The 23,031-nt window shown below is 72.1% G+C and carries 15 protein-coding genes; 10 read left to right on the plus strand and 5 right to left on the minus strand.

The window, feature by feature from the left end:
• Positions 1 to 397 precede the first annotated feature (397 nt).
• Positions 398 to 1,495 (plus strand): adenylate/guanylate cyclase domain-containing protein, encoded by a 1,098-nt coding sequence (locus G4G93_RS07005; protein ID WP_165082566.1) that lies wholly within the window; start codon positions 398 to 400, stop codon positions 1,493 to 1,495.
• Positions 1,496 to 1,529: 34 nt separating this feature from the next.
• Here G4G93_RS07005 and G4G93_RS07010 read toward each other — a convergent pair whose 3' ends face one another.
• Positions 1,530 to 3,173: an ABC transporter substrate-binding protein gene (locus tag G4G93_RS07010; RefSeq protein ID WP_165082568.1), complete on the minus strand. Its 1,644-nt coding sequence runs from the start codon at positions 3,171 to 3,173 to the stop codon at positions 1,530 to 1,532.
• A gap of 258 nt (positions 3,174 to 3,431) precedes the next feature.
• Between G4G93_RS07010 and ahcY the strand changes: the two genes are divergently transcribed.
• The 8 genes from ahcY to trxA all read left to right on the plus strand — a co-directional run bounded on the left by ahcY (position 3,432) and on the right by trxA (position 18,358).
• On the plus strand, positions 3,432 to 4,838 hold the full coding sequence (gene ahcY, locus G4G93_RS07015) for an adenosylhomocysteinase (protein WP_165082570.1): 1,407 nt from the start codon (positions 3,432 to 3,434) through the stop codon (positions 4,836 to 4,838).
• 371 nt (positions 4,839 to 5,209) lie between these two features.
• The gene (locus G4G93_RS07020) at positions 5,210 to 7,675 is read left to right on the plus strand and encodes a PAS domain-containing sensor histidine kinase (RefSeq protein ID WP_165082572.1); all 2,466 of its coding nucleotides are present in this window, start codon (positions 5,210 to 5,212) and stop codon (positions 7,673 to 7,675) included.
• Positions 7,676 to 7,901: 226 nt separating this feature from the next.
• Positions 7,902 to 9,434, plus strand: a complete 1,533-nt coding sequence (gene tsaE / locus G4G93_RS07025; protein ID WP_206289582.1) for a tRNA (adenosine(37)-N6)-threonylcarbamoyltransferase complex ATPase subunit type 1 TsaE — start codon at positions 7,902 to 7,904, stop codon at positions 9,432 to 9,434.
• 32 nt (positions 9,435 to 9,466) lie between these two features.
• Positions 9,467 to 10,210: a nucleotidyltransferase family protein gene (locus G4G93_RS07030; RefSeq protein WP_165082583.1), complete on the plus strand. Its 744-nt coding sequence runs from the start codon at positions 9,467 to 9,469 to the stop codon at positions 10,208 to 10,210.
• Positions 10,211 to 10,443: 233 nt separating this feature from the next.
• The gene (locus G4G93_RS07035; protein ID WP_165082585.1) at positions 10,444 to 10,941 is read left to right on the plus strand and encodes a GNAT family N-acetyltransferase; all 498 of its coding nucleotides are present in this window, start codon (positions 10,444 to 10,446) and stop codon (positions 10,939 to 10,941) included.
• Positions 10,938 to 14,081 (plus strand): double-strand break repair protein AddB, encoded by a 3,144-nt coding sequence (gene addB, locus G4G93_RS07040; protein ID WP_165082587.1) that lies wholly within the window; start codon positions 10,938 to 10,940, stop codon positions 14,079 to 14,081. Before G4G93_RS07035 ends, addB begins: the two co-directional genes overlap by 4 nt.
• Before the next feature lie 313 nt (positions 14,082 to 14,394).
• Positions 14,395 to 17,850, plus strand: coding sequence for a double-strand break repair helicase AddA (addA, locus tag G4G93_RS07045; protein WP_165082589.1), 3,456 nt, complete (start codon positions 14,395 to 14,397; stop codon positions 17,848 to 17,850).
• A 187-nt stretch (positions 17,851 to 18,037) separates the two neighbouring features.
• On the plus strand, positions 18,038 to 18,358 hold the full coding sequence (gene trxA / locus G4G93_RS07050) for a thioredoxin (RefSeq protein ID WP_165082591.1): 321 nt from the start codon (positions 18,038 to 18,040) through the stop codon (positions 18,356 to 18,358).
• A gap of 176 nt (positions 18,359 to 18,534) precedes the next feature.
• Here the strand turns inward: trxA and G4G93_RS07055 are convergent, their stop codons facing one another.
• Together G4G93_RS07055 and G4G93_RS07060 are read right to left on the minus strand one after the other, a co-directional pair.
• The gene (locus tag G4G93_RS07055) at positions 18,535 to 18,888 is read right to left on the minus strand and encodes a hypothetical protein (RefSeq protein WP_165082593.1); all 354 of its coding nucleotides are present in this window, start codon (positions 18,886 to 18,888) and stop codon (positions 18,535 to 18,537) included.
• Positions 18,889 to 18,999: 111 nt separating this feature from the next.
• Positions 19,000 to 19,311: a hypothetical protein gene (locus G4G93_RS07060; protein ID WP_165082595.1), complete on the minus strand. Its 312-nt coding sequence runs from the start codon at positions 19,309 to 19,311 to the stop codon at positions 19,000 to 19,002.
• A gap of 144 nt (positions 19,312 to 19,455) precedes the next feature.
• Here G4G93_RS07060 and G4G93_RS07065 point away from each other — a divergent pair, with 144 nt between their 5' ends.
• On the plus strand, positions 19,456 to 20,079 hold the full coding sequence (locus G4G93_RS07065; protein WP_165082597.1) for a glutathione S-transferase family protein: 624 nt from the start codon (positions 19,456 to 19,458) through the stop codon (positions 20,077 to 20,079).
• A gap of 65 nt (positions 20,080 to 20,144) precedes the next feature.
• Here G4G93_RS07065 and G4G93_RS07070 read toward each other — a convergent pair whose 3' ends face one another.
• Both G4G93_RS07070 and ilvD read right to left on the minus strand, forming a co-directional pair.
• Positions 20,145 to 20,996, minus strand: a complete 852-nt coding sequence (locus G4G93_RS07070) for a tetratricopeptide repeat protein (protein WP_165082599.1) — start codon at positions 20,994 to 20,996, stop codon at positions 20,145 to 20,147.
• A complete protein-coding gene (ilvD, locus tag G4G93_RS07075; protein ID WP_165082601.1) occupies positions 20,983 to 22,716 on the minus strand; it encodes a dihydroxy-acid dehydratase in 1,734 nt (577 codons plus the stop codon). The genes G4G93_RS07070 and ilvD overlap by 14 nt, the downstream gene beginning before the upstream one ends.
• Positions 22,717 to 23,031: the final 315 nt, after the last annotated feature.

Here is a 23,031-nt window from a genome sequence, read left to right on the forward strand (position 1 = left end):
CTTGGCAGCCGGTGCGGCGCTCGCCGTGACGAACCGGCCTTCTCGTCGATCCCTCCACCTGTCCCTCTCGATTGACCGTAGAGCGCCCCTTTCCCGGATCTCCTTCCGCCGGCGCTGCCGTCGTCCGGAAAAAGGGAGGGGCTTGCGATAGACCGGGGAGCTGCCGGCACCGCGCCTGCTCGGGTCGTCGACCGACCGGCCGCACCGCCGAGTTCACGGGATGGCCGGGTAGCGGAGGCCGGCCCGCGCGAGCGTCACGGTTCGATGATCCGTGATTTCGCCCTGTGCGGTGCCGCACGCGGCTCGAGCGTGCGTAGCCGCCAAGTATCCAATGATCATTGCGTCGCCGCTATTCCCCGGTCATCCAGGATTCCGCGCTCCCGAGGCGAGGAAGACGATGTCGAGCGGCACCGCGACCTTCTGGATCATCATCGCCGCTGTGAGTGCCTCGTTCGGGGCCCTGCACGGATTCCTGTTCAGCGACGGACCCAATCTCGCGGGGATCCTCTACGGGACCGGCGTCGGCGTCCTCGCGATCGCCTACGAGCGCGGCGTCTTCCTCGCCGGCTACAGCGAGCGCCTGCGGCGGCTGCCCACGCCGGCCTATGTCGCGGCCGCCGAGGTCAGCCTGGTGCTGGTGATCGTCGTCGGCATGGCGCTGACCGGGCTGCTCCTCTGGACGCTCGGAATCGTCGAGAAGCCCCTGATGGGCGCCGTCACGCCCAAGCTCTCCACCATTCCCTTCGCGCTGGCGATGTCGGCCATCATCGTCTCGGTCCTGCGCGTGCGCGACCTGATCGGCGGCGAGACGTTCCTGAACCTGATCCTCGGGCGCTATCACCGTCCGGTCAGGGAGGAGCGCGTGTTCCTGTTCCTCGATCTCGTCGGCTCGACGGCCTACGCCGCACGCCACGGCGATCTCGCCGCGCAGGAACTCCTCAAGGCGGTGTTCTCCGCCATCGCCGAGCCGGTGCGGCGGCATCGCGGCCAGGTCGACGACTACGTCGGCGATCAGGTGATCGTCTCCTGGCCGTTCGCCAGGGGCATCGAGCGGGCACGCTGTGTCGCCTGCATCTTCGCGATCCGGAGAGCCCTCGACGGCGATCGGGAGCGGTGGCTCGCCCGGTTCGGCCTGGTGCCCGAAATGCGCGCGGCCCTGCACGGCGGCAGCGTGGTGACGGCGGAGGTCGGCGTCGACCGGCACAAGATCGCGTATTTCGGCGACGTCATGAACGCGACCGCGAGGCTCGAGGGCCTGTGCCGGGAGACCCGGCGGGCCGTGCTGATCTCGGACGCGGTTCTCGCCCGGTTGCCGCACCTTCCCGAGGGGATCGAGGCGGAGGCGCTCGGCGCGTACCGGCTGCGGGGGCGGAGCGAGGCGATGACGGTGCATGCGCTCGCGGACCGAGACAGGCCGCGGAGCGTCGGGGTGTCCGTGGAGGCCGATGCCGGCCGCCGGGTGGCGGAGCGGGGCTACGCCGCGTTGCGCGGCTGAGGATCGTCATCCTCAGCCGCGCCGCAGGCCGCCCCTATCCGAGCGTCGTCAGATCCTGGAACCAGTGCTGCGCCTGGGTGTACCCCTTCACCTTGGCCGAGAGCGCGTGCGGGTTGGTGTCGTGGACGACCCAGACCTGCACCGCGTCGTCCACCACGATCTCGTGGATGCGCGCCAGCATCCGGTCCTGCTCGGCCGGGTCGAAGTTCGCCCGCACCGCGTCGCAGAGCCGGTCCACCTCCGGGTTGCGGTAATGGCTCCAGTTCACGCCGGTCGGTGCGACCTGCTTCGAATCGTAGAAGCGCAGGATCGCGTAGAGCGGGTCCGAGGTGACGTAGGCGATGTTGCTGCCGGTGATGCCCTTCATCGACGGGTCGGCGGCGCCCTGGCGCCAGGCGGTGTAGGCGACCTCCAGCTCCACCGCCTGGAACTCGACGGCGATGCCGACCTCCGCCCACGATTGCTGCACGAACTCGTTGATCGGCAGCGACAGCATCTGCCCCGAGCCGCCGGTCGGGATGACGAACTTCGTGCGCAACGGGTTCTGCACCGAGTAGCCGGCCTCCTTCACCAGCTTGCGTGCCGCGTCGGGGTCGTACGAGATCGTGAAGCCCGGCTTGCCGAACCACGGGCTCGAGGGCTGCACCTGGCCGACGGCGGGCGTCGCAAGCCCGCCCATCAGCGCGGCGACGCCGTCGCGGTCGATGGCGAGGTTGGCGGCCTTGCGCAGGCGCAGGTCGCGCCACGGGCTGCCCTCCAGCATCGACAGGTGGTAGTTCCAGACATGCGGCGTGTCGTTGCCGGTGACCCGCATGCCGGCGCCCTTGAGGCGCGGCACCGCGTCGGGCGCGGGCAGTTCGATCAGGTCGGCATTGCCGGAGAGGAGGGCATTGGCGCGCGCCAGGTCCTCCGGGATGCAGGCGAGCGTGAGCTTCGCGAGGCGCGGCATCCGCTTGGGGTTCCAGTGGGTCTCGTTCGGCACCAGATCCAGGCGCACCCGCGGCACCAGGGCGGCGAGGCGGTAGGGGCCGGTGCCGGAGGGCTGGAAGGCGAACTTGGTCCAGTCGCGGCCGACCGCCTCGTACTGCGCCGGCGACGAGATCAGGAACCACAGCATCTGGTAGGGAAACAGCGCGTCGACCGCCTTGGTGGTGACCTGCACGGTCCCGGCGTCGAGCTTGCGGTAGGAGGCCACCGACGGCAGGCGCGGGCGCACCTGCGAGGCCTGGCGCTGGTCGTAATGCGGCGCCTTGGCGTCGAGCACCTTGTCGAAGTTCCAGATCACCGCATCGGCGTCGAAGGCCGAGCCGTCGTGGAACTTGACCCCCTCGCGCAGGCGGAAGACCCAGTTGCGGCGATCCGCCGGATCGCTCTCCCAGGAAGTCGCGAGCCCCGGTACCAGCCGGCCCGGCCGGTCGGCGACGTCGAGTTCCCAGGCGACCAGGGGATCGTAGAGGGTGAGGCCGGTGAACTGGTAGCCGCCGGCGCCGCGGTCCGGCTGGCCGGTGGTGAGCGGCAGGTCGAACAGCGAGATGCCGTAGGTCAGGCTGCCCGAGGCCGTCCCCGTCGCGCCGGCCGGGGCGGCGCCCTCCGCCAGGACGGCACCGTTGGGCCCGAGGGCGGCCAGGGCCGAGGCCCCGGCCAGCAGCTGGCGGCGCGAAAGGGAGGCGTGACGCATGCGAATGATCCCGGACAGGCGCGCGGCCGCTTCCGGGCCGCCGCGTTACGCGCCTGACGTCTGCAAGGAGCGTGCAAGGGCAAGGAGCCGCTCTTGCGAGGCGGCAGGGCGGGGGCATGCGGGTGGCGCCGCACCGCGGCGGCGACCGCCCGCTCACTTTCGAACCGGTCGCATAAAGACATCTTTATATCTTGATTGCCTCCCCGCCGGGGGGCTGCTATAGGCGCAGCCGAACCGGCCGACACGGGAGACCGACCAATGCCGAGCACGAACGACTACATCGTCAAGGACATCGCGCTGGCCGATTTCGGCCGCAAGGAGATCGCGATCGCCGAGACCGAGATGCCCGGCCTGATGGCCGTGCGCGAGGAATACGCCGCGAGCCAGCCGCTGAAAGGCGCCAAGATCGCCGGCTCGCTGCACATGACCATCCAGACCGCGGTGCTGATCGAGACGCTCAAGGCTCTCGGCGCCGATATCCGCTGGGTGTCGTGCAACATCTACTCGACCCAGGACCACGCCGCCGCCGCGATCGCCGCCGCCGGCATCCCGGTCTTCGCCATCAAGGGCGAGACCCTGAAGGATTACTGGGACTACACCGCCAAGCTGTTCGAGTGGCATGACGGCGGCATGCCGAACATGATCCTCGACGACGGCGGCGACGCCACGATGTTCGTGCATCTCGGCCTGCGCGCCGAGCAGGGCGACACCGCCTTCCTCGACAAGCCGGGCTCCGAGGAGGAGGAGATCTTCTTCGCGCTCCTCAAGCGCATGCTGGCCGAGAAGCCGAAGGGCTGGTTCGCCGGCCTCGCCGAGTCGATCAAGGGCGTCTCGGAGGAGACCACCACCGGCGTGCACCGCCTGTACCTGCTCGCCAAGGAGGGCAAGCTCCTCTTCCCGGCGATCAACGTCAACGACGCGGTCACCAAGTCGAAGTTCGACAACCTCTACGGCTGCCGCGAGTCGCTGGTCGACGGCATCCGCCGCGGCACCGACGTGATGATGGCCGGCAAGGTCGCGATGGTCGCGGGCTTCGGCGACGTCGGCAAGGGCTCGGCCGCCTCGCTCCGCAATGCCGGCTGCCGGGTGCTGGTCTCCGAGGTCGATCCGATCTGCGCCCTCCAGGCCGCGATGGAAGGCTACGAGGTCACCACCATGGAGGATGCCGCGCCCCGCGCCGACATCTTCGTGACCGCCACCGGCAACAAGGACGTCATCACCCTCGACCACATGCGGGCGATGAAGGACCGGGCGATCGTCTGCAACATCGGCCACTTCGACAACGAGATCCAGGTCGCGGGTCTCAAGAACCTGAAGTGGCAGAACATCAAGCCGCAGGTCGACGAGATCGAGTTCGCCGACGGCCACCGCATCATCCTCCTGTCGGAGGGCCGCCTGGTGAACCTCGGCAATGCGATGGGCCACCCCTCCTTCGTGATGTCGGCCTCGTTCACCAACCAGACCCTGGCCCAGATCGAGCTCTGGACCAATCCGGGCAAGTACGAGAAGTCCGTCTACACCTTGCCCAAGGCCCTCGACGAGAAGGTCGCGGCGCTGCATCTCGAAAAGATCGGCGTCAAGCTGACCAAGCTGCGTGAGGATCAGGCTGCCTATATCGGCGTCAGCCAGGCCGGCCCGTTCAAGCCCGACCACTACCGTTACTGATAAGATTCCCATCACGGCGTGATGGAATCGGGAGCCCGGCCGGAAGGCCGGGCTCTTCTTTTTTGCGTGTACGCTTGGTGACAGTGGTTGTGGGTGCGGCCACGCTGCCAATGTTCTACCTTTGTTCTGACGCGAGTGTGGCATTTCTGTGCTCTTGACGGTGCTCCGCGCCGGCATCGCCCGCCTCCGTCCAATTCACCCCTTCCTGCCGGATTCCACGGCGCGCTAAACTCGGGCCGAATCTGTGGTGAGGGGGCCTGCTCCGCGGTCGCGGGCCGTCCCCCGCGTTCATCGAGGCGTGGCGTTGAGGTCGAAGGCGTGCCGGTCCGGTCGAGGGCCGGCGCGCCGGTTTGCGTGGAGACGAACGGATCATGGGGGTAGGACGAACGCCTCGGCGCCTCGGCGGCCGCGCGGGCGCCGGTTTTCTGGGCGGCGCGCTCGGCCTCGCCGCCGCGGCCCAGGCGGCCGAGACCGCCCCGGGCCTGCATGCGCACAACGCCGTCGGCTTCGCGGTGCTGATCGGCCTGACGATCTTTGCCACCATCCTGTCGCTGCTCTACCTGCGCGAGCGCGCCCGCTGGGCTCGGCGGGAGGTCCGGTTGAACGCGGAACTCGCCGACCTGCGCGGCGCCCACGACCGGGCCGAGCTGCTGCTCGGCTCCGAGCCGCAGGTCGTCGTGACCTGGGACAGCCGCGGCGAGCCGCGGATCGAGGGCGATGTCGGCATGACCGCGGACGGGGCGCGGCCGGGTTCGGCCCGCCGGGTGCTGGCCTTCGGCGCCTGGCTCGTCTCCCAGGACGCCGCCGCCCTCGACGCCGCGGTCGAATCCCTGCGCGGGCGCGGCGAGCGCTTCCGCCGCACCGTCCACACGCTGCAGGGCCGTACCATCGAGGCGCAAGGGCAGGCGGTGGGCGGCCAGGCGCTCCTGCGCCTGCGCGAACTGACCGGCGAGCGCCGGGAGCTGGTCGAGCTGCGCGCCACCCTCGACGAGGCCCGCCACGGCCTCTCGGCACTCGCCGGCCTCCTCGACGCGATTCCCCAGCCGGTCTGGCGCCGCGGCCGCGACGGGCGCCTGGCCTGGGCCAACGCCGCCTACGTCGCGGCGGCCGAGGCCGGCGACGTCGCCCGGGCGGTGCGCGAGGGGGCGGAACTCCTCGAGCGGCAGGCCCGCGAGGAGGCGGATCGCCGCCGCTCCCGCGGCACCGCCGGTCCCCTGCGGGTCTCGGCGGTGATCGCGGGCGCGCGCCGCACCCTCGACGTCACCGAGGTCTCGACCGAGGCCGGCACGGTCGGCATCGCGGTGGACGTCTCGGAGCTGGAGAGCGTGCGCGCCGACCTGCAGCGCCAGATGGACGCCAACGTCCGCACCCTCGACCAATTGCCCACCGCCGTCGCGATGTTCGACGCGCGCCAGCAGCTGATCTTCCACAACGCCGCCTATCGCCAGCTCTGGGATCTCGATCCCGCCTTCCTGGAGACCCGGCCCCTCGACGGCGAGATCCTCGATACCCTGCGCAACGCCCGCAAGCTGCCCGAGCAGGCGGATTTCCGCACCTGGAAGGCCGGGGTGCTCGCCGCCTACCGGGCGGTGGAGGCGCAGGAGACCTGGTGGCACCTGCCCGACGGGCGGACCTTGCGCGTCCTCGCCGACCCGAACCCGCAGGGGGGCCTCACCTACCTCTTCGAGGACGTGTCCGAGCGGGTCCACCTCGAATCGCGCTACAACGTGCTGATGCAGGTGCAGAGCGAGACGCTCGACACCCTGCGCGAGCCGGTGGCGGTGTTCGGCACCGACGGGCGGCTGAAATTCGCCAACCGCGCCTTCAGCCAGGTCTGGCGCATCGGCCCCGAGATGCTGGAGGTCCACATCGACCAGGTGATCGCGGTCTGCCGCACCCTGAGCCCGGCCGAGGAGCCCTGGACCCGGATCCGCGAGGCGGTGACCGGCCTGGTGGATGCCCGCCGCGGCCTCACCTGCCGGCTGGCGCTCGCCGACGGCACCATGCTCGACTGCGCCGCCGAGCCGCTGCCCGACGGCGCGACGCTCCTGACCCACATCGACGTGACGGCGAGCGTCAACGTCGAGCGGGCGCTGACCGACAAGAACGAGGCCCTGGAGCGCACGACGCGCCTGCGCGACGAGTTCGTGCACCACGTCTCCTACGAGCTGCGCTCGCCGCTCACCAACATCATCGGCTTCACCGAGCTCCTCGGCGACGAGACCGTCGGCGCGCTCAACCCGCGCCAGCGCGAATACGCCGACCACATCATGCGCTCCTCGGCGGCGCTCCTCGTCATCATCAACGACATCCTCGACCTCGCCTCGATCGATGCCGGCTCGATGGAACTGACGCGGGAGCGGGTCGACGTGCAGACCACCATCGCGGCGGCGGTGCGCGGCATCGGCGACCGGCTGGCTGAGGCCGACATTGCTCTCGTCCTCGACGTGCCGGCCGACATCGGCAGCTTCGTCGCCGACGGCAAGCGCGTCCGCCAGATCCTGTTCAACCTCCTCTCCAACGCGGTCGGCTTCTCGGCCCCGGGCCAGCAGGTGCGGGTCTGCGCCCGCAAGGACGGCGAGAGCCTGGTGCTGGAGGTGATCGACCAGGGCCGCGGCATGCCGCCCGAGGTGATGGCGCGGGTCTTCGAGCGGTTCGAGAGCAATACGCTCGGCACCCGGCACCGCGGCGTGGGCCTCGGCCTGTCGATCGTGCGCTCCTTCGTCGAGCTGCATGGCGGGCGCATCGACATCGCGTCCTCCCCCGGCGCCGGAACCCGGGTCACCTGCACCTTCCCGGTCGGCGACGGGGAGGCCCGTCTGGCGGCGGCCGAGTAGCCGGCGAGCGGCCGCCGTGTGACTGCGTTCGGTGCCGGCGGGTGACGGAGCGAGGGTGACGGACCCTGGATATTCCGGCACCCTGGACGCGTTACCGTTCCGGAGCGGGCCCCGCCTGCATCCGGGAAAGCCCAAGGTTCGAAAGGTTAAGGTTCATGGGTTATCACGGGGGCCTTCAGCCCCGGACGGGCCCGTGAGCGAGGATGGCGGAGTGGACCAGGAGGGCATGGCCGAGCGTACACCCTGGGAGATCGTGCTGCCGGACGAGAGCGCGACCGAGGATCTCGGCCGCTTCCTCGCCGAGATCCTGCGGCCCGGTGACCTGGTGGCGCTGTCCGGCGGATTGGGCGGCGGCAAGACGACGCTGGCCAGGGCGGTGATCCGCGAGATCGTCGGGGACCCGGATCTCGAGGTGCCGAGCCCGACCTTCACCCTCATCCAGCCCTACGAGGGCCGGGCCGGGCAGGCGGTGGTCCATGCCGACCTCTATCGGCTGCGCGGGCCCGACGAACTCGTCGAGCTCGGCTTCGACGAGATGACCGAGCGGGCGATTGCCCTCGTCGAGTGGCCCGACCGGCTGCCGCCGCGCCACGGCCCGACGCTCGCCATCGACCTCTCCCTCAAGCCCGAATTCGGCGACGACGCCCGCCTCGCCCGGCTGATCGGCGGCGGGGGCCTGGGCGGCCGTCTGATGCGGGCCCGGGCGCTGCGCGTCCTCCTCGACCGCTCCGGCTGGGGCGAGGCCGAGCGGTTCCACATGCAGGGCGACGCGTCGAGCCGGTCCTACGAGCGTCTGGTCAACCCGGACGGCACCAAGGCGGTGCTGATGATCTCGCCGCCCAAGGCCGACGGGCCGCCGGTGCGGGACGGCAAGCCCTACAGCGCCATCGTCCATCTCGCCGAGAGCGTGCACGCCTTCGTGGCGATGGATCGCGGCCTGCGGGCCCTGGGCCTCAGCGCCCCGAAGATCCTCGGCGAGGACCTGGAGGCCGGCCTACTGATCCTCGAGGACCTCGGCAGCGAGCCGGTCACCGACCAGAACGGCCCGCGCCCCGAGCGCTACGCCGAGGCCGTGAAGGTGCTGGCGCGCCTGCACGGCACGCCCCTGCCGACGGTGCTGCCGGTGGCCGAGGGCCGCGACCACGAGCTGCCGCTCTACGACCGCGAGGCGCTGCTGTTCGAGGCCGAATTGCTGCCCGAATGGTACGCGCCGTACGTCGCCAACCGCCCGCTGGCGCCGGCGGCGCGGGCGGCCTTCGTCGCCGCCTGGAGCGAGGCGCTCGACGGGATCGAGGCCGAGGCCCGGACCTGGACCCTGCGCGACTACCACTCGCCCAACCTGATCTGGCTGCCCGAGCGCGACGGGATCGAGCGGATCGGCGTGATCGACTTCCAGGACGCGGTGCTGGGCCACCCGGCCTACGACGTCGCCTCGCTGCTGCAGGACGCCCGGGTCGATGCCAGCGCCGAGTTCGAGCTGCGCCTGCTCGGCCTCTACGCCCGCGAGCGCCGTCTGCGCGACGCCGAGTTCGACATGCAGGGCTTCGCCCGCGCCTACGCGGTGCTGGCGGCGCAGCGCGCCACCAAGATCCTCGGCATCTTCGCCCGCCTCGACCGGCGCGACGGCAAGCCGGGCTATCTCGCCCACCTGCCGCGCATCGAGGGCTACCTCGCCCGCAACCTCGCCCATCCGGCGCTCGCCGGCGTGCGGGCCTGGTATGCCGAGCACCTGCCGCGCCTTTGTCCCGCCGATTCCTGACCGCCGCCACATCGCCCGCGAAACATCTCCCGATGACCGATTCCCCAAAGCCCGCCGTGACCCGTGCCTTCGTGCTGGCCGCGGGGCTCGGCAAGCGCATGCGCCCGATCACCGCGACCACGCCCAAGCCCCTGGTCGAGGTTGCCGGCAAGTCGCTGGTCGATTACGCCCTCGACCGGATCGCGCAGGCCGGCATCCCGGAGGCGGTGGTCAACGTGCACTACCTCGCCGACCTGATGGAGGCGCATCTGGTGCGCCGCCGCTCCGCTCCGCTCATCACCATCTCGGACGAGCGCGAGACGCTGCTCGAGACCGGCGGCGGGGTGAAGAAGGCGCTCCGGCATCTGGGGCCGGCACCGTTCATGGTGCTGAACTCCGATTCGTTCTGGCTCGAAGGGCCGCAGCCGAATCTCGGCCGGCTCGTCGCCGCCTGGGACCCGGAGCGGATGGACATGCTGCTCCTCCTCGCCTCCGCGGCGACGAGCCTCGGCTATGACGGACCGGGCGACTTCCACATGGACGGGGAGGGGCGCCTGACGCGCCGGGCCGAGCGCGAGGTCTCGCCCTTCGTCTATGCCGGCGTCGCGATTCTGAAGCCCGACCTGTTCGCCGACACGCCGGACGGCGCGTTCTCCCTCAACCTGCTGTTCGACCGCGCCATCGCGGCCGAGCGCCTGTTCGGGCTTCGCCTCGACGGGCAGTGGCTCCATGTCGGCACGCCGGAGGCCCTGCGCGAGGCGGAGGAGCGGGTGCGCGCGAGCGCGACGCAGCCGTGAGGGGAAGGCCCGTCGTGTGCCGAAGCTCGTCTGGATGCAGGGTCTGCGACACGACGACCCCAGCCGGGCTCTACCGCCGACGGATCCTCGCAAGCCTCGCCCTTTCCCGGATCTCCTTCCGCTGACGCTACAATCGTCCGGGAAAGGGGAGGTGTGCGAGGGATGGTAGGCATGCCGGCACCATGGCTACCGATCCCGCCACCGTTCCATCGGATAGATCATACGGACCCCGCATGGCCTCCGGTTTCTCGCTCCGTCCCATCGACGATCTCTCGGCGGTCCTCGCGCTCAACACCGGCAACGCCGCCGAGACCTCGCCCCTCGACGAGCCGGCCCTGCGCGCCCTCGTCGATCAAGCCTTTCTAGCGACCGCGATCACCGGCCCCGACGGCCTCGCCGCCTTCCTGATCGCCCTCGACCAGGACGCGACTTACGCCAGCCCCAACTTCCGCTGGTTCCAGGCCCGCTATCCCCGCTTCGTCTACGTCGACCGGATCGTGACCGCCCCGGCGCAGCGCGGCCGCGGGCGCGCCCGGGCGCTCTACCAGGACCTGTTCGCCCGCGCCGCGGCCGCGGGCCACGACCGCATCGCCTGCGAGGTCAACCGCGTGCCGCCGAATCCGGGCTCCGACGCCTTCCACGCCGCCCTCGGCTTCGCGCCGGTCGGCACGGCCGAGATCCACGACGGCGCGAAGACCGTGCGCTACCTCCTGCGCGAGGTCGCCCGATGAGCGCCGGTCACGTCTTCACCATCCCGCCGGGGGCGCCCTTCCTCGACACGCTCGCCGAGGCGCTCCTCTCCGGCCGCCTCGTCGGCGACCTGGCCGGAGGGCCGTTCGGGCTCGCCGCGGTCACGCTCTACCTGCCGACCCGCCGCGCCGCCCGGGCGCTCGCCGCGATCCTCGCCCGGGAATGCGGCCCGGCCGCCTTGCTGCCGCGCATGGTGCCGCTCGGCGAGGCCGACGAGGCCGAGCTCGACCTTCTCTCCGCCCCCCCGGGCGAGCGCCGCGACGAGGTCCTGCGCCCGCCGATCCCGGCGCTCGAACGCCGGCTGATCCTCGCGCGCCTCGTCCAGGCCTGGGCCGGCACCGTCGACCGCCAGCTCCTGCCGCTCGGCGACGACGTCCCGTTCCGGGTGCCGTCCTCGCCGGCCGACGCGATCGGGCTTGCCGCCGACCTGGAGGGGCTGATGGACAGCCTCACCGTCGAGGGCCTGCCCTGGGACGACATCGCGGGCGCCGTCGAGGCCGAGCACTCGCGCTACTTCTCGCTCACCCTCGATTTCGTGCGCATCGCCGCCGAGCACTGGCCGAAGATCCTGGCCGCGCGCGGCGTCGCCGACCCGGTCGAGCGCGGCCGCGCCCTGGTGCTGGCGGAGGCCGCCCGCCTCACCCGCGAGCGCCCGGCCGACCCGGTGATCGTCGCCGGCTCGACCGGCTCGGTGCCCGCCACCGCCCGGCTCATCACGGCGATCGCGCGGTTGCCCCGCGGGGCCGTGGTGCTGCCCGGCCTCGACCGCGACCTCGACGCCGCCGGCTGGAGCGCCATCGACCCCGCCGGCGACGGTGAGGCGGCGGCCCATGCCCACCCGCAGGCGGTGCTGCACCGCCTGGTGGGACAAGGCTTCCTCGCCCTCGACCGGGCCGACATCGTCCCCCTCGGCAGCCCGACTCCCGCCGCCGCGGCCCGGGCCGGCCTGCTCTCCCAGGCCCTGCGGCCGGCCGAGACCACCGATGCCTGGGCCGATCTCGACGCGGGCCTTCGCCAGGCGCTCGCCCGCGACGGCGCCGCCGGCATCCGGGTGGTCGAGGCCGCCGACGAGCGCGAGGAGGCGCTGGCGATCGCGGTCGCGTTGCGCGAGGCGCTGGAGCGGCCCGACCGCACGGCCGCCCTCATCACCCCGGATCGCGCCCTGGCGCTCCGGGTCGCCGCCGAGCTGCGCCGCTGGGGCATCGTCGCCGACGATTCCGCCGGTGAGCCCCTGGCGCGCAGCCCGGCCGGGCGGCTGGCGCGCCTCGCCGCCGACGTCGCGGCGCTCGACGCCAGGCCCGAGCGGGTGCTGGCGCTCCTCGCCCACCCGCTGGTGCGCCTCGGCCTCCCGCGCGCGGAGGTGGAGCGGGCGGCGAGCGCGCTGGAGATCGGGTGCCTGCGCGGTCCCGCCCCGGCCAAGGGGTTCGCCGGCATCGAGGAGGCCTTGGCGCTCGCCCGCACCGAGGAGCGCCCGCACGATCCGCGCCCGCGCCGGCGCCTCACCGCGGGGGATTGGGACGCGGCGGAGGACCTGCTGCTGCGCCTCTCCCTGGCGTTTCGCGATTTCGCCGCCGACGAGGACGACGCCCCCGGCGACCTGATCGCCATCGCGAAGACCCACCGCGCCGCCTGCGACCTCCTGATGGAGGGCCCGGAGGAGGACGAGCCGGAGCGCGATGCCGGACCCGACGCCTCCGTGGCGGTGCTCGATGCCCTGTTCGACGACATGGAGATGGCGGAGCCCGGCCTGCTCGCCGGCCGCTTCTCGGACTATCCGGCCTTCTTCACCGCGCTGGCCCGCGAGCGGGTGGTGTCGCGGCGCAACGACAGCCCGCATCCGCGCCTGCGCATCCTCGGCCTGCTCGAGGCGCGGCTCCTCACCGTCGACCGGGTGGTGCTCGGCGGCCTCGACGAGGGAGTGTGGCCGCCCAAGGCCGAGACCGACGCCTTCCTCAACCGGCCGATGCGCGGCCGCGTCGGCTTGGCCCCGCCGGAGCGCCGCCTCGGACAGACCGCGCACGACTTCGTCCAGGCCCTCGGCTGCCCGGACGCGATCGTCACCCGGGCGCATAAGCGCGAGGGCGCGCCGACCGTGCCGTCGCGCTTCCTGCAGCGCCTGCGCGCCTTCGCGGGCGAGGAGGCCTGGACGGATCTCGTGACGGGCGGACAGCGGTTCCGGGCGCTCGCCGCCGTGATCGATGCCGGCACGGCTCCCGTGCCGCCGCGCCTGCGCCGCCCGGCGCCGCGGCCCGATCCCGGCCTGTTTCCGCGCTCGCTCAGCGTCACCGAGATCGAGACCCTGGTGCGCGATCCCTACGGGATCTTCGCCCGCCACGTGCTCGGCCTCGACGCCCTCGAACCGGTGGCGGTGCAGCCGAGCGCCAGCGACCGCGGCACCATCGTCCACGACGTGCTCGGCGGCTTCGCCGAGCGCTTCCCGGAAGGCCTGCCCTCCCTCGACGAGGCCGAACAGGTCCTCTACGCGCTCGCCGCCAACGCCTTCGCGCCGATTTCGGACGCCTATCCGGAGCTCTACGCCGAGTGGTGGCCGCGCTTCGTACGCCTGGCCGAGGCGTTCCTGGCCTGGGAGGCCGAGCGCCGGCCCGGCCTGCGCCGCGTTCACCCGGAGACCGGCGGGCGCTGGGCCCTCGACATCCCGGGCGGCCACGTGCTCACCTTGCGCGCCCGCGCCGACCGGATCGAGACCCGTCGGGACGGCGGCCACACGATCATCGACTTCAAGACCGGCCAGCCCCCGAGCGCCCGCGAGGTCTTCGCCGGCTTCTCGCCCCAGCTGACGCTCGAGGCCGCGATGCTGCGCGCCGGCGCCTTCAAGGGGCTCGGGCCCGTCGAGGAGACGCCCGACCTCCTCTACATCCGGGCGAGCGGCGGCAAGACGCCCCTCGACCCGATCCCGCTCAAGCCGCCGCGGAACGACGGGCGAACGCTGCCCGAGCTGGTCGAGGCCCATGTCGCCGGCTTGCGCCGGCTCGTCGGCGCGTTCATGGCCGGGGAGGCGTCCTACCTGTCGCGGCCCTATCCGAAATACGCCAAGGCCTACTCGGATTACGACCATCTGGCGCGGGTCAGGGAATGGTCGCTGGTCGAGGGGGAGGAGTGATACGACATCCGGACGATGACGTCCGGATGTCGTATCACCAGCCCGCGCGGCGCCTGAGCGAAGCTGCTGTCCGCATTGCAAAGCAATCGGTCGGAAAGCGTATGAGGGCCTGACCCTTGCCGGTCGACCCCTCCCCCCCACGAGGGGGAGGGGTCGGCCCGTGCGCCTCGTCGGGCCGGCGAGATCCGGGGAACGACCCTGTGCCCCCGCCGCCACGCCCCGCGAAAACCCTGTGCACCACCCCCCGGGCGCCCTTGAGGCAACGCTTCCTTCGGTGCGAGCCCAGCATTCTGGCGCGTGATCGGGAGGACGGATGGGCATCGAGGGTTTCGTCGTCGACGGCCTGACGCAGGACGCGCAGCGGCGGGCGGCGGATCCGCGGGCGTCGGCCTGGGTGTCGGCCAATGCCGGGGCGGGCAAGACCAAGGTGCTCACCGACCGGGTGGTGCGCCTGCTGCTGCACGGCGCCGCACCGGCCAAGATCCTCTGCCTCACCTTCACCAAGGCCGCCGCCGCCAACATGGCGATCCGGGTGTTCGAGCGGCTCGGCCGCTGGGTCACCCTCGACGAGGCGGATTTGCGCGCCGAGCTGACCGCCCTCGAGGGCGAGGCACCGGACGGGGCCACCCTGCGGCGCGCCCGCCGTCTCTTCGCGCGGGCGGTCGAGACGCCGGGCGGGCTCAAGATCGAGACCCTGCACGCCCTCTGCGAGCGGCTGCTGCACCTCGTCCCGTTCGAGGCCAACGTGCCGGCCCGCTTCGTGGTGCTGGACGAGGCCCAGACCCGCGAGGCGATCGACCGCACGATCGACAACGTCCTCGCCGATGCGGTCGACACCCGCCACCCGGAGCTGGCCGAGGCGCTGAGCCTGGTCGCCCCCGAGGCGGCGGGCGAGGCCCTGCGCCGGGCGATGGTGGCGGCGGTGCAGAACCGCGGCCTGATCGGCCATCCCGACGGGGTGCCGGCCCGCCTCGATGCCCTGCGGACCGCACTCGGCCTCGCGCCCGACGAGAGCTTGAGCGCGATCGAGGCCCGGATGCTCGACGGCGGGCCCGACCTTGCCGGCTTGAGCGCGGCCCTGCGCACGGGGAAAGCCACCGACGAGAAGCGCGCCGACGCGCTGGCGCTCGCGGCCAGCGCCACCGGGCCGGCCCGGCTGACGCTGACGCTGGCGGCGTTCTTCAAGGACGAGGGCGAGGGCGACGCTTACGCCGCCGCCTCCCTCGGCACCAAGGCGGTGCCGGCGGACGTGAAGGAGGCGCTGCTCGCCGAGCAGGCGCGGCTCGGCGCCTTGCGCGACCGCCTCAAGGCCGCCCGGGCCCATTCCCGCACCGAGGCCCTGTTCACCCTGGCGGCCGAGATCCACCGCCGGATGGAGGCGCAGAAGGCGCGCCTCGGCGCCCTCGACTTCGACGACCTGATCCACAAGACCCTGGACCTGCTGACCCGGGTCGATTCGGCCTGGGTGCTGTACAAGCTCGACCGCGGCGTCGACCACGTGCTGATCGACGAGGCGCAGGACACCAACCCGCAGCAATGGGAGATCCTGCGCCGGATCACCGAGGATTTCTGCGCCGGGGAGGGGGCCCGCGAGGCGGGCGCCGGCCTCGCCCGCACCCGCTTCGCCGTCGGCGACCCCAAGCAGTCGATCTACAGCTTCCAGGGCGCCGCGCCCGAGGAGTTCGAGACCACGCGGCGAGCCTGGCGGCGCGACGCGGAAGGGGCCGGGATGCCCTTCGCCGATGTCGGCCTTACCCTGTCGTTCCGCTCCGCCATCGGCGTCCTGCGGGCGGTGGACGCCACCTTCGCGCTCGAGGAGCATTATCGCGGGCTGTCCTTCGGCGACACCGCCATCGGCACCGTACATTCCACCGCCCGGGTGCGGGCGCCGGGCCAGATCGAGCTGTGGCCGGTCGAGCGGCCGAGCGCCGAGGAGGAGCCCGACGCCTGGACCCATCCGGTCGATGCGATCGAGGCCGGCGCGCCCGCCCTCGTCACCGCGCGCCGGGTGGCGCGGGCGGTGCGGCTCTGGACCACGCAAGGCGACGATACCGGCCGGGTCTGGCGGCCGGGCGAGGTCTTGATCCTGGTGCGCAAGCGCTCGGCCGCCTTCGAGGGCGTGATCCGGGCGCTGAAGGCCGAGGGCGTGCCGGTCGCCGGCCAGGACCGCCTCGACATCGCCGCCCACATCGCGGTGCTCGATCTGGTCGCCGCCGGGCGCGCCGCGCTCCTGCCGCAGGACGACCTGACGCTTGCCACCGCGCTCAAGACGCCGCTCGTCGGCCTCACCGACGACGACCTCGTCGCCATCGCGTCCGGCCGCGACCCGGACGAGGCGCTGGTGACGGCGCTGCGCCGCCGGGCCGAGGCCGGCGACCCGGCCGCCCGGCGCGGCGCCGGCGCGCTCGACAGCTGGATGGCGCTTGCCCGGACGCACGGGCCGTTCGGCTTCTACGCCGAACTGCTCGGGCCTCTCGGCGGCCGGGCGCTCCTGGTGCAGCGCCTCGGCGGCGAGGCGGGCGACGCCATCGACGTGTTCCTCACGGCGGCGGCTCAGGCCGAGGCCGGGCCCGACGCGCCTTCGCTCACCGGCTTCCTCGCCCGCTACGCCCCGAGCGGCGGGCGCGATGCCGGCGGCCACACGGTGAAGCGCGATCTCGATTCCGCCCGCGACGAGGTGCGGGTGATGACGGTGCACGGCGCCAAGGGGCTGGAGGCGCCGCTGGTGCTGGTGCTCGACGGCTGCGACGCCCTGGGCCGCGACCCGGCCCTGATCCCGATGCGGCTCGAGGACGGCAGTACCGTCCCGGTCTGGTCGAGCGCCAAGGCGCATGACAGCGCGGGCGTCGCGGCCGCCCGCGACGCGCTCCACGCCAAGGCCGGCGAGGAGCACAACCGCCTGCTCTACGTCGCCATGACCCGGGCCAAGGACCGGCTGGTGATCGCGCCCTATTCCGGCAACGACAAGGAGACCCCGGCGGCGGCCTGGTGCGAGATGATCCGCCGCGGCCTGGTCAAGCAGTTCGGCGGCGTCGAGATCGCCGAGATGCCCTACGGCCCGGCGGAGAGCTGGCGCGAGGGCGCCGCCCTGCCGGAGGCCCCGGCGACGCCCGAGGGTGTCCCGGAGCCCGAGGCGGTGCCGGACTGGCTGCACCGGGCGGTGACGCCGGAGGCCGAGCCGCTGCCGCCCTTGCGTCCCTCCGGCCTCGGCGCCGCCGACGAGCCGCGCCGCTCGGATGCCCGCTCCAGCGACCCGGCGGCGCGCCGCCGCGGCGTGCTGGTCCACGCCCTGCTCGAGCACCTGCCCGGCCTTGCGCCCGAGCGGCGCGCCGGTGCCGCGGAGGCCTTCGTCGCCGCCCGCGCCCCGGGCCTCGATCCGGACAGGCGCGCGGCCATCGCCGCGGAGGCCCTGCGGCTCCTCGCCGACCCCGACCTCGCGGTCCTGTTCGGGCCGGAGGCCCGGGCCGAGGTGACGCTGGCCGGCAGCATTCCGGTCGACGGGGTGATGCGCCCGGTGCATGGCCGGGTCGACCGGATCGCGGTCACCGAGACGGCGATCTGGCTCGTCGACTTCAAGACCGGCCGCCCGCCCCGGGACGGCGCCCCGACGCCGCGGGGCCAGGCGGCGCAGGTTGCGCTCTACGCCCGCCTCCTCGAACAGATCTATCCGGGCCGCACCCTGGTGCCGCTCCTGGTCTGGACCGCCGGGCCGGTGATGCGCCGCTTGACCCCGCTGGATTGCGCCGCCGCCCTCGATACGCTGGCATGAACACGCCGGCGTGAACCGGGGTGCGCGATCGCACGGGCCATGCAGGGACGGCGCGAGAGAGCATGGATGAGAGCGGGGATGACTTGGCCGTTGCGCTTGATCGGCTCCCTCCCGGTTCTTACCTTCCCCCTCACGCGGGCCGGTCCGCACCGTTGACCGGCTTTCAGGACGAGAAGGATTTCCAGCGATGGCGACCGTGAAGGTGACCGACGCGAGCTTCGAGCAGGACGTGCTGCAATCGGCCGAGCCCGTGGTGGTGGATTTCTGGGCCGAGTGGTGCGGCCCCTGCCGCGCCATCGGCCCGGCCCTGGAGGAAATCTCCACCGAGATGAACGGCCGGGTGAAGATCGCCAAGGTCAATGTCGACGAGAACCCGGGCATCGCCTCCCAGTACGGCATCCGCTCGATCCCGACCCTGATGCTGTTCAAGGGCGGCCAGCTCGCCGGCCAGAAGGTGGGCGCCGCCCCGAAGGGCGATCTGGCCCGCTGGATCCAGGCCAGCGCCTGAGCGCATCGGGGTTGCTGGATGCGGGGAGCCCGGCCGGGAGGCCGGGCTTTCTTTTATGCCCCTATGATATCGTGCAGTCCTCCGCGTTCATGCCACGCAGGGGTCCCCCGGGGCCGCGAATGCGGAGCCTGGAATGTCGCGGAGGATGTCGGGATCGCGATATGGTCCGGCAGACCTCACGCCCGCCGCAGCAACTGCAACGCACTCCCCGGCCCGTACGCCACCCAGATCGCCGCGCAGGCTCCCGGCCGGTCGCGCTTGAACCGCGCATCCAGGTCGTCGAGGGCGGCCTGGAGGCGCACGGAGCGGGGCTTCTGGAAGAAGTCGGCGTGATTGAGCTGGGCCCGGGACGAGAAGGCCCGGAAATGCTCGGCGTCGATCCGGACGCCGTCGCATGTCCGGCTGGCGAGGTCGGCTTCGATGCCCGAGAGCAGCACCGGATCCTGCGGCGTCGCCTGTTCCCTGTGAGGCTGAGCGGCGAAGCAGAACGCGGTCCAGGCAATCACGGCGAGAGAAGACCTGACGATCATGGCGGCATTCGCAAGCAGATGATGTGATCCGCAGCCAGAACCCTCCGCGACGGTACCCGTTCCTCTGGGTGCGACTTGCGATGTGCGCCGGCGCACGTCGGCGCCCGCGTCTCACACCGGATCGCGCTCGATCCAGGACGGGTCCATCGCCATCACCGTCTCGTCGAACGGCGCCGGCCCCGGCGCCTCACCGCGGATCAGGCTCTCGGCCTCGCCATGGTCGACGTCGCGCATCTGCTCGGCCAGCAGGGCGAGGTAGCTCGCGGCAGCGGAGGTGCCGAACAACTCGGCGAAGCGCGCATGGGCGACCGCCGTCATCGTCTCCACCACCGCGGCGGGCGGGCTGCCCGCCTCGACGGCATTGTCGAACACCGCCCGCCAGGCGCGGGACAGGCGCTCGCGCAGTTCGAAGGTATCGTCCACGGATCGCCCTCCCCGGGCCGGGAACGGCCGTGGCGGAGTATGGGCGCAGGGGTCTCCGGTTTCCAGGCGGGGAGGGGTGTCAACCGGCCGGTCCTGTACGATATCCGCCACGCCGGCCTGACGGCCTCAAGGGAGAACAACCCGATGAAACTCTACGGCACCAGCCTGTCGCCGTTCGTCCGCAAGGTGCTCGTCGTCCTCGCCGAGAAGGGCATCGAGGCCCAGCACGTGCCACTGCGCTTCCACGATCCCGATCCGCGCTTCCGGGCCGCCAGCCCGTTCGGCAAGATCCCGGCCCTGGAGGACGGGGAGTTCCGCCTCGCCGATTCCTCGGCGATCATTCATTACCTGGAGCGCAAGCACCCGGCGCCGGCCCTGCTGGCGACGGAGGCAAAGGATCTCGGCCGGACGATCTGGTTCGACGAGTTCGGCGATACCGAGCTGTTCCCGGTGCTGATCAAGCCGTTCGTGCAGCGGGTGATGCGGCCGAAGATGATGAACCAGCCCTGCGACGAGGCCGTGGTGGCCAAGTGCATGGGCGAGGAACTGCCGCGGCTGTTCGATTATCTCGAGGGGGTGATCGACGGGCCCTATCTGGTCGGCGGCGCCTTCGGCCTGGCCGACATCTCGGTCGCGACGGGCTTCCACAACTTCCACCTCGCCGGCGAGGCGGTCGATGCCGGACGCTGGCCGCGCCTCGCGGCCTACATCAAGGGCATCCTGGAACGCCCGTCGTTCCAGGCCGCGATCGCGGCCCGGCAAGGCTGAGGAGGGAGGGGGCGGGCGACCGTCCCCTCGTCCAGCGCCCCGATCCCCTCAGCGCCCCGAGTCCCTCAGCGCCCTTTGGCGCTGCGGCGGTAGAAGCCGTCGACCTGGGATTGGGCTTCGGCCCGGTCGCGCTCGTTGGCGGCGGCCATCGCCTGTTCCTGCAGGGTGACGATCCACTGGTCCTTCGGCCCCTCCGCCGCGTCGCGGGCGAGCGTCAGCCAGGCGAGGCCCCGGGCGCGCTGCACCGTGACGCCCTGCCCGTTGATGAGGAGCTGGCCGAGCAGCGCCTGCGCGGCCGGATGGCCCTTCTCGGCGGCGAGGTTGAACCAGCGCGCCGCCTGGCGCGGGTCCTGGGTCACGCCGGTGCCGTCGAGATAGAGCCGGGCGAGGTTGTACTGCGCGTTCGGGTCGCCGTAATAGGTCGCCGCGTAGTTGAACATGTCGTAGGCGCGCTCGACGTTCGGGCGCACGTAGGAGCCCTTGATCCCGTCGAGGAAGTAGCGGCCCAGCGCCGTGAAGGCGCTCGCCACCACGCCGGCATTCGGCGCCTCCGGGCCCTCGTCGGCGTTCTCGTCGGCGATCTTCGAGAAGAACTCGAACGCCTTGAGGTCGTCGTGCGGGACGCCGTCTCCCTCCGCGTACATGCGGCCGAGCTTCCACAGGGCCAGGGCGTGGCCCTGGCCGGCGGCGTATTCGAGGGCGCGGGCGGCGCCCTCCTTGTCGCCGGCATTGTAGTCGCGCATGCCCGTCCGCATCGCCTCGCGGGCGTTGCGGTAGCCCGTGGCCGCGGGCACCGGGGTCCGCACCGCGGCGTCGAGCGCCGCGGTGGGGCCTGCCCCGGCCATGGTCAGGCCGAGGAGCGCGAGGAGGAACCGGCGGCCCGCCCGGGAGGGCAGGCCGGCCTCAGATATCCGCATAGGAGAGCGTCTCCTGGGCCCCGCCCGGATGCGTGACCGCGCCGGTCACCGCCGGGCCGACGGTCTGCGCGTACTTCCACAGGTAGCCCGAGGTCGAATCGTTGGCCCGCGGCTGCCAGGCCGCGTGGCGCCGGGCGAGCTCGTCATCCGTCAGGTCGACCGAGAGCGTGCCCTGGATCGCATCGATGCGGATGAGGTCGCCGTCCTCGAGGAGGCCGATCGGGCCGCCCACCGCCGCCTCGGGCCCGACATGGCCGATGCAGAAGCCGCGGGTGGCGCCCGAGAAGCGCCCGTCGGTGATGAGCGCCACCTTGTCGCCCATGCCCTGGCCGTAGAGCGCGGCGGTGGTCGCCAGCATCTCGCGCATGCCGGGGCCGCCGCGCGGGCCCTCGTAGCGGATCACCAGGACCTCGCCCTCCTTGTACTGGCGGTTCTTCACCGCCTCGAAGCAGGCCTCCTCGTTGTCGAAGACGCGGGCCGGGCCGGCGAAGGTCTGCTTCTCCGGCGGCATGCCGGCGACCTTCACGATCGCGCCCTCCGGCGCCAGGTTGCCCTTGAGCCCGACGACGCCGCCGGTAGCGGTGATCGGCTGGCTGGACGGGCGAACCACGTCCTGCTGGGCGTTCCAGGCCACCTTGGCGAGGTTCTCGGCGATGGTGCGGCCGGTGACGGTCAGGCAGTCGCCGTGCAGGAAGCCGCCGTCGAGCAGCGTCTTCATCAGGAGCGGGATGCCGCCGACCTCGAACAGGTCCTTGGCGACGTAGCGCCCGCCGGGCTTCAGGTCGGCGATGTAGGGGGTGCGCTTGAAGATCTCGGCGACGTCGAACAGGTCGAAGCTGATGCCGCATTCATGGGCGATCGCCGGCAGGTGGAGCGCCGCGTTGGTCGAGCCGCCGGAGGCCGCCACCACGGTCGCGGCGTTCTCCAGCGCCTTGCGGGTGACGATGTCGCGCGGCCGGATGTTCTTGGCGAGAAGCTCCATCACCATCTCGCCCGCGGTGGCGCAGAACCGGTCGCGGATCTCGTAGGGGGCGGGCGCGCCGGCCGAGTAGGGCAGGGCGAGGCCGATCGCCTCGGAGACGGTCGCCATGGTGTTGGCGGTGAACTGCGCGCCGCAGGCCCCGGCGGAGGGGCAGGCGACCTGCTCCAGCTCGTCGAGGTCGTCGTCGCTCATCGTGCCGACCGAGTGCTTGCCGACCGCCTCGAACAGGTCCTGGATGGTCACCGGCTGGCCCCGGAAGGTGCCGGGCAGGATCGAGCCGCCGTAGATGAAGACGGAGGGCACGTTGAGGCGCACCATCGCCATCATCATGCCGGGCAGGGACTTGTCGCAGCCGGCGAGGCCCACGAGCGCGTCGTAGGCGTGGCCGCGCATGGTGAGTTCCACCGAATCGGCGATCACCTCGCGGGACGGCAGCGAGGCGCGCATGCCGCGATGCCCCATGGCGATGCCGTCGGTGACCGTGATGGTGCAGAACTCGCGCGGGGTGCCGCCGGCCGAGGCCACGCCCTTCTTCACCGCCTGCGCCTGGCGCATCAGCGAGATGTTGCAGGGCGCCGCCTCGTTCCAGCACGAGGCCACGCCGATCAGCGGCTGGTGGATCTGCTCGCGGGTCAGACCCATGGCGTACAGGTACGACCGGTGCGGCGCCCGCTCGGGACCCTCGGTCACGTAGCGGCTGGGCAGCTTCGATTTGTCGGTGGTGTGACGCGCGTCCATGGCCCTGTCCCGTACCCGTGGTTTCTTGAAAGGCCGGTTTTTCCCCGGTCCCACTCCCTGCACCGCCCTGGGACGGCTCACGCGAAACGGACCCGTTGCCGGATCAATCCGCCAGCGCCGCCCGCGATCCCCGGGGACCCGGAAACACCGCGATAAATCACTGTGGGGACAGTCGTTTAACGTGGCCGTTGAGGTGCCGTCGGTTTATGGCGGGAACGCGGCGGAGCAAAGTGCGGTCTGGGGCAAACCTGGGATGCTTTCGGGGTGTTGCGACCTCGCCACAGCTAAGCTTGCGGCCGAAGGCTGACGGAAGGT

The sequence above is a fragment of the Methylobacterium sp. DB0501 genome, from assembly GCF_011043735.1.
In the GTDB taxonomy this organism is placed as follows: domain Bacteria; phylum Pseudomonadota; class Alphaproteobacteria; order Rhizobiales; family Beijerinckiaceae; genus Methylobacterium; species Methylobacterium alsaeris.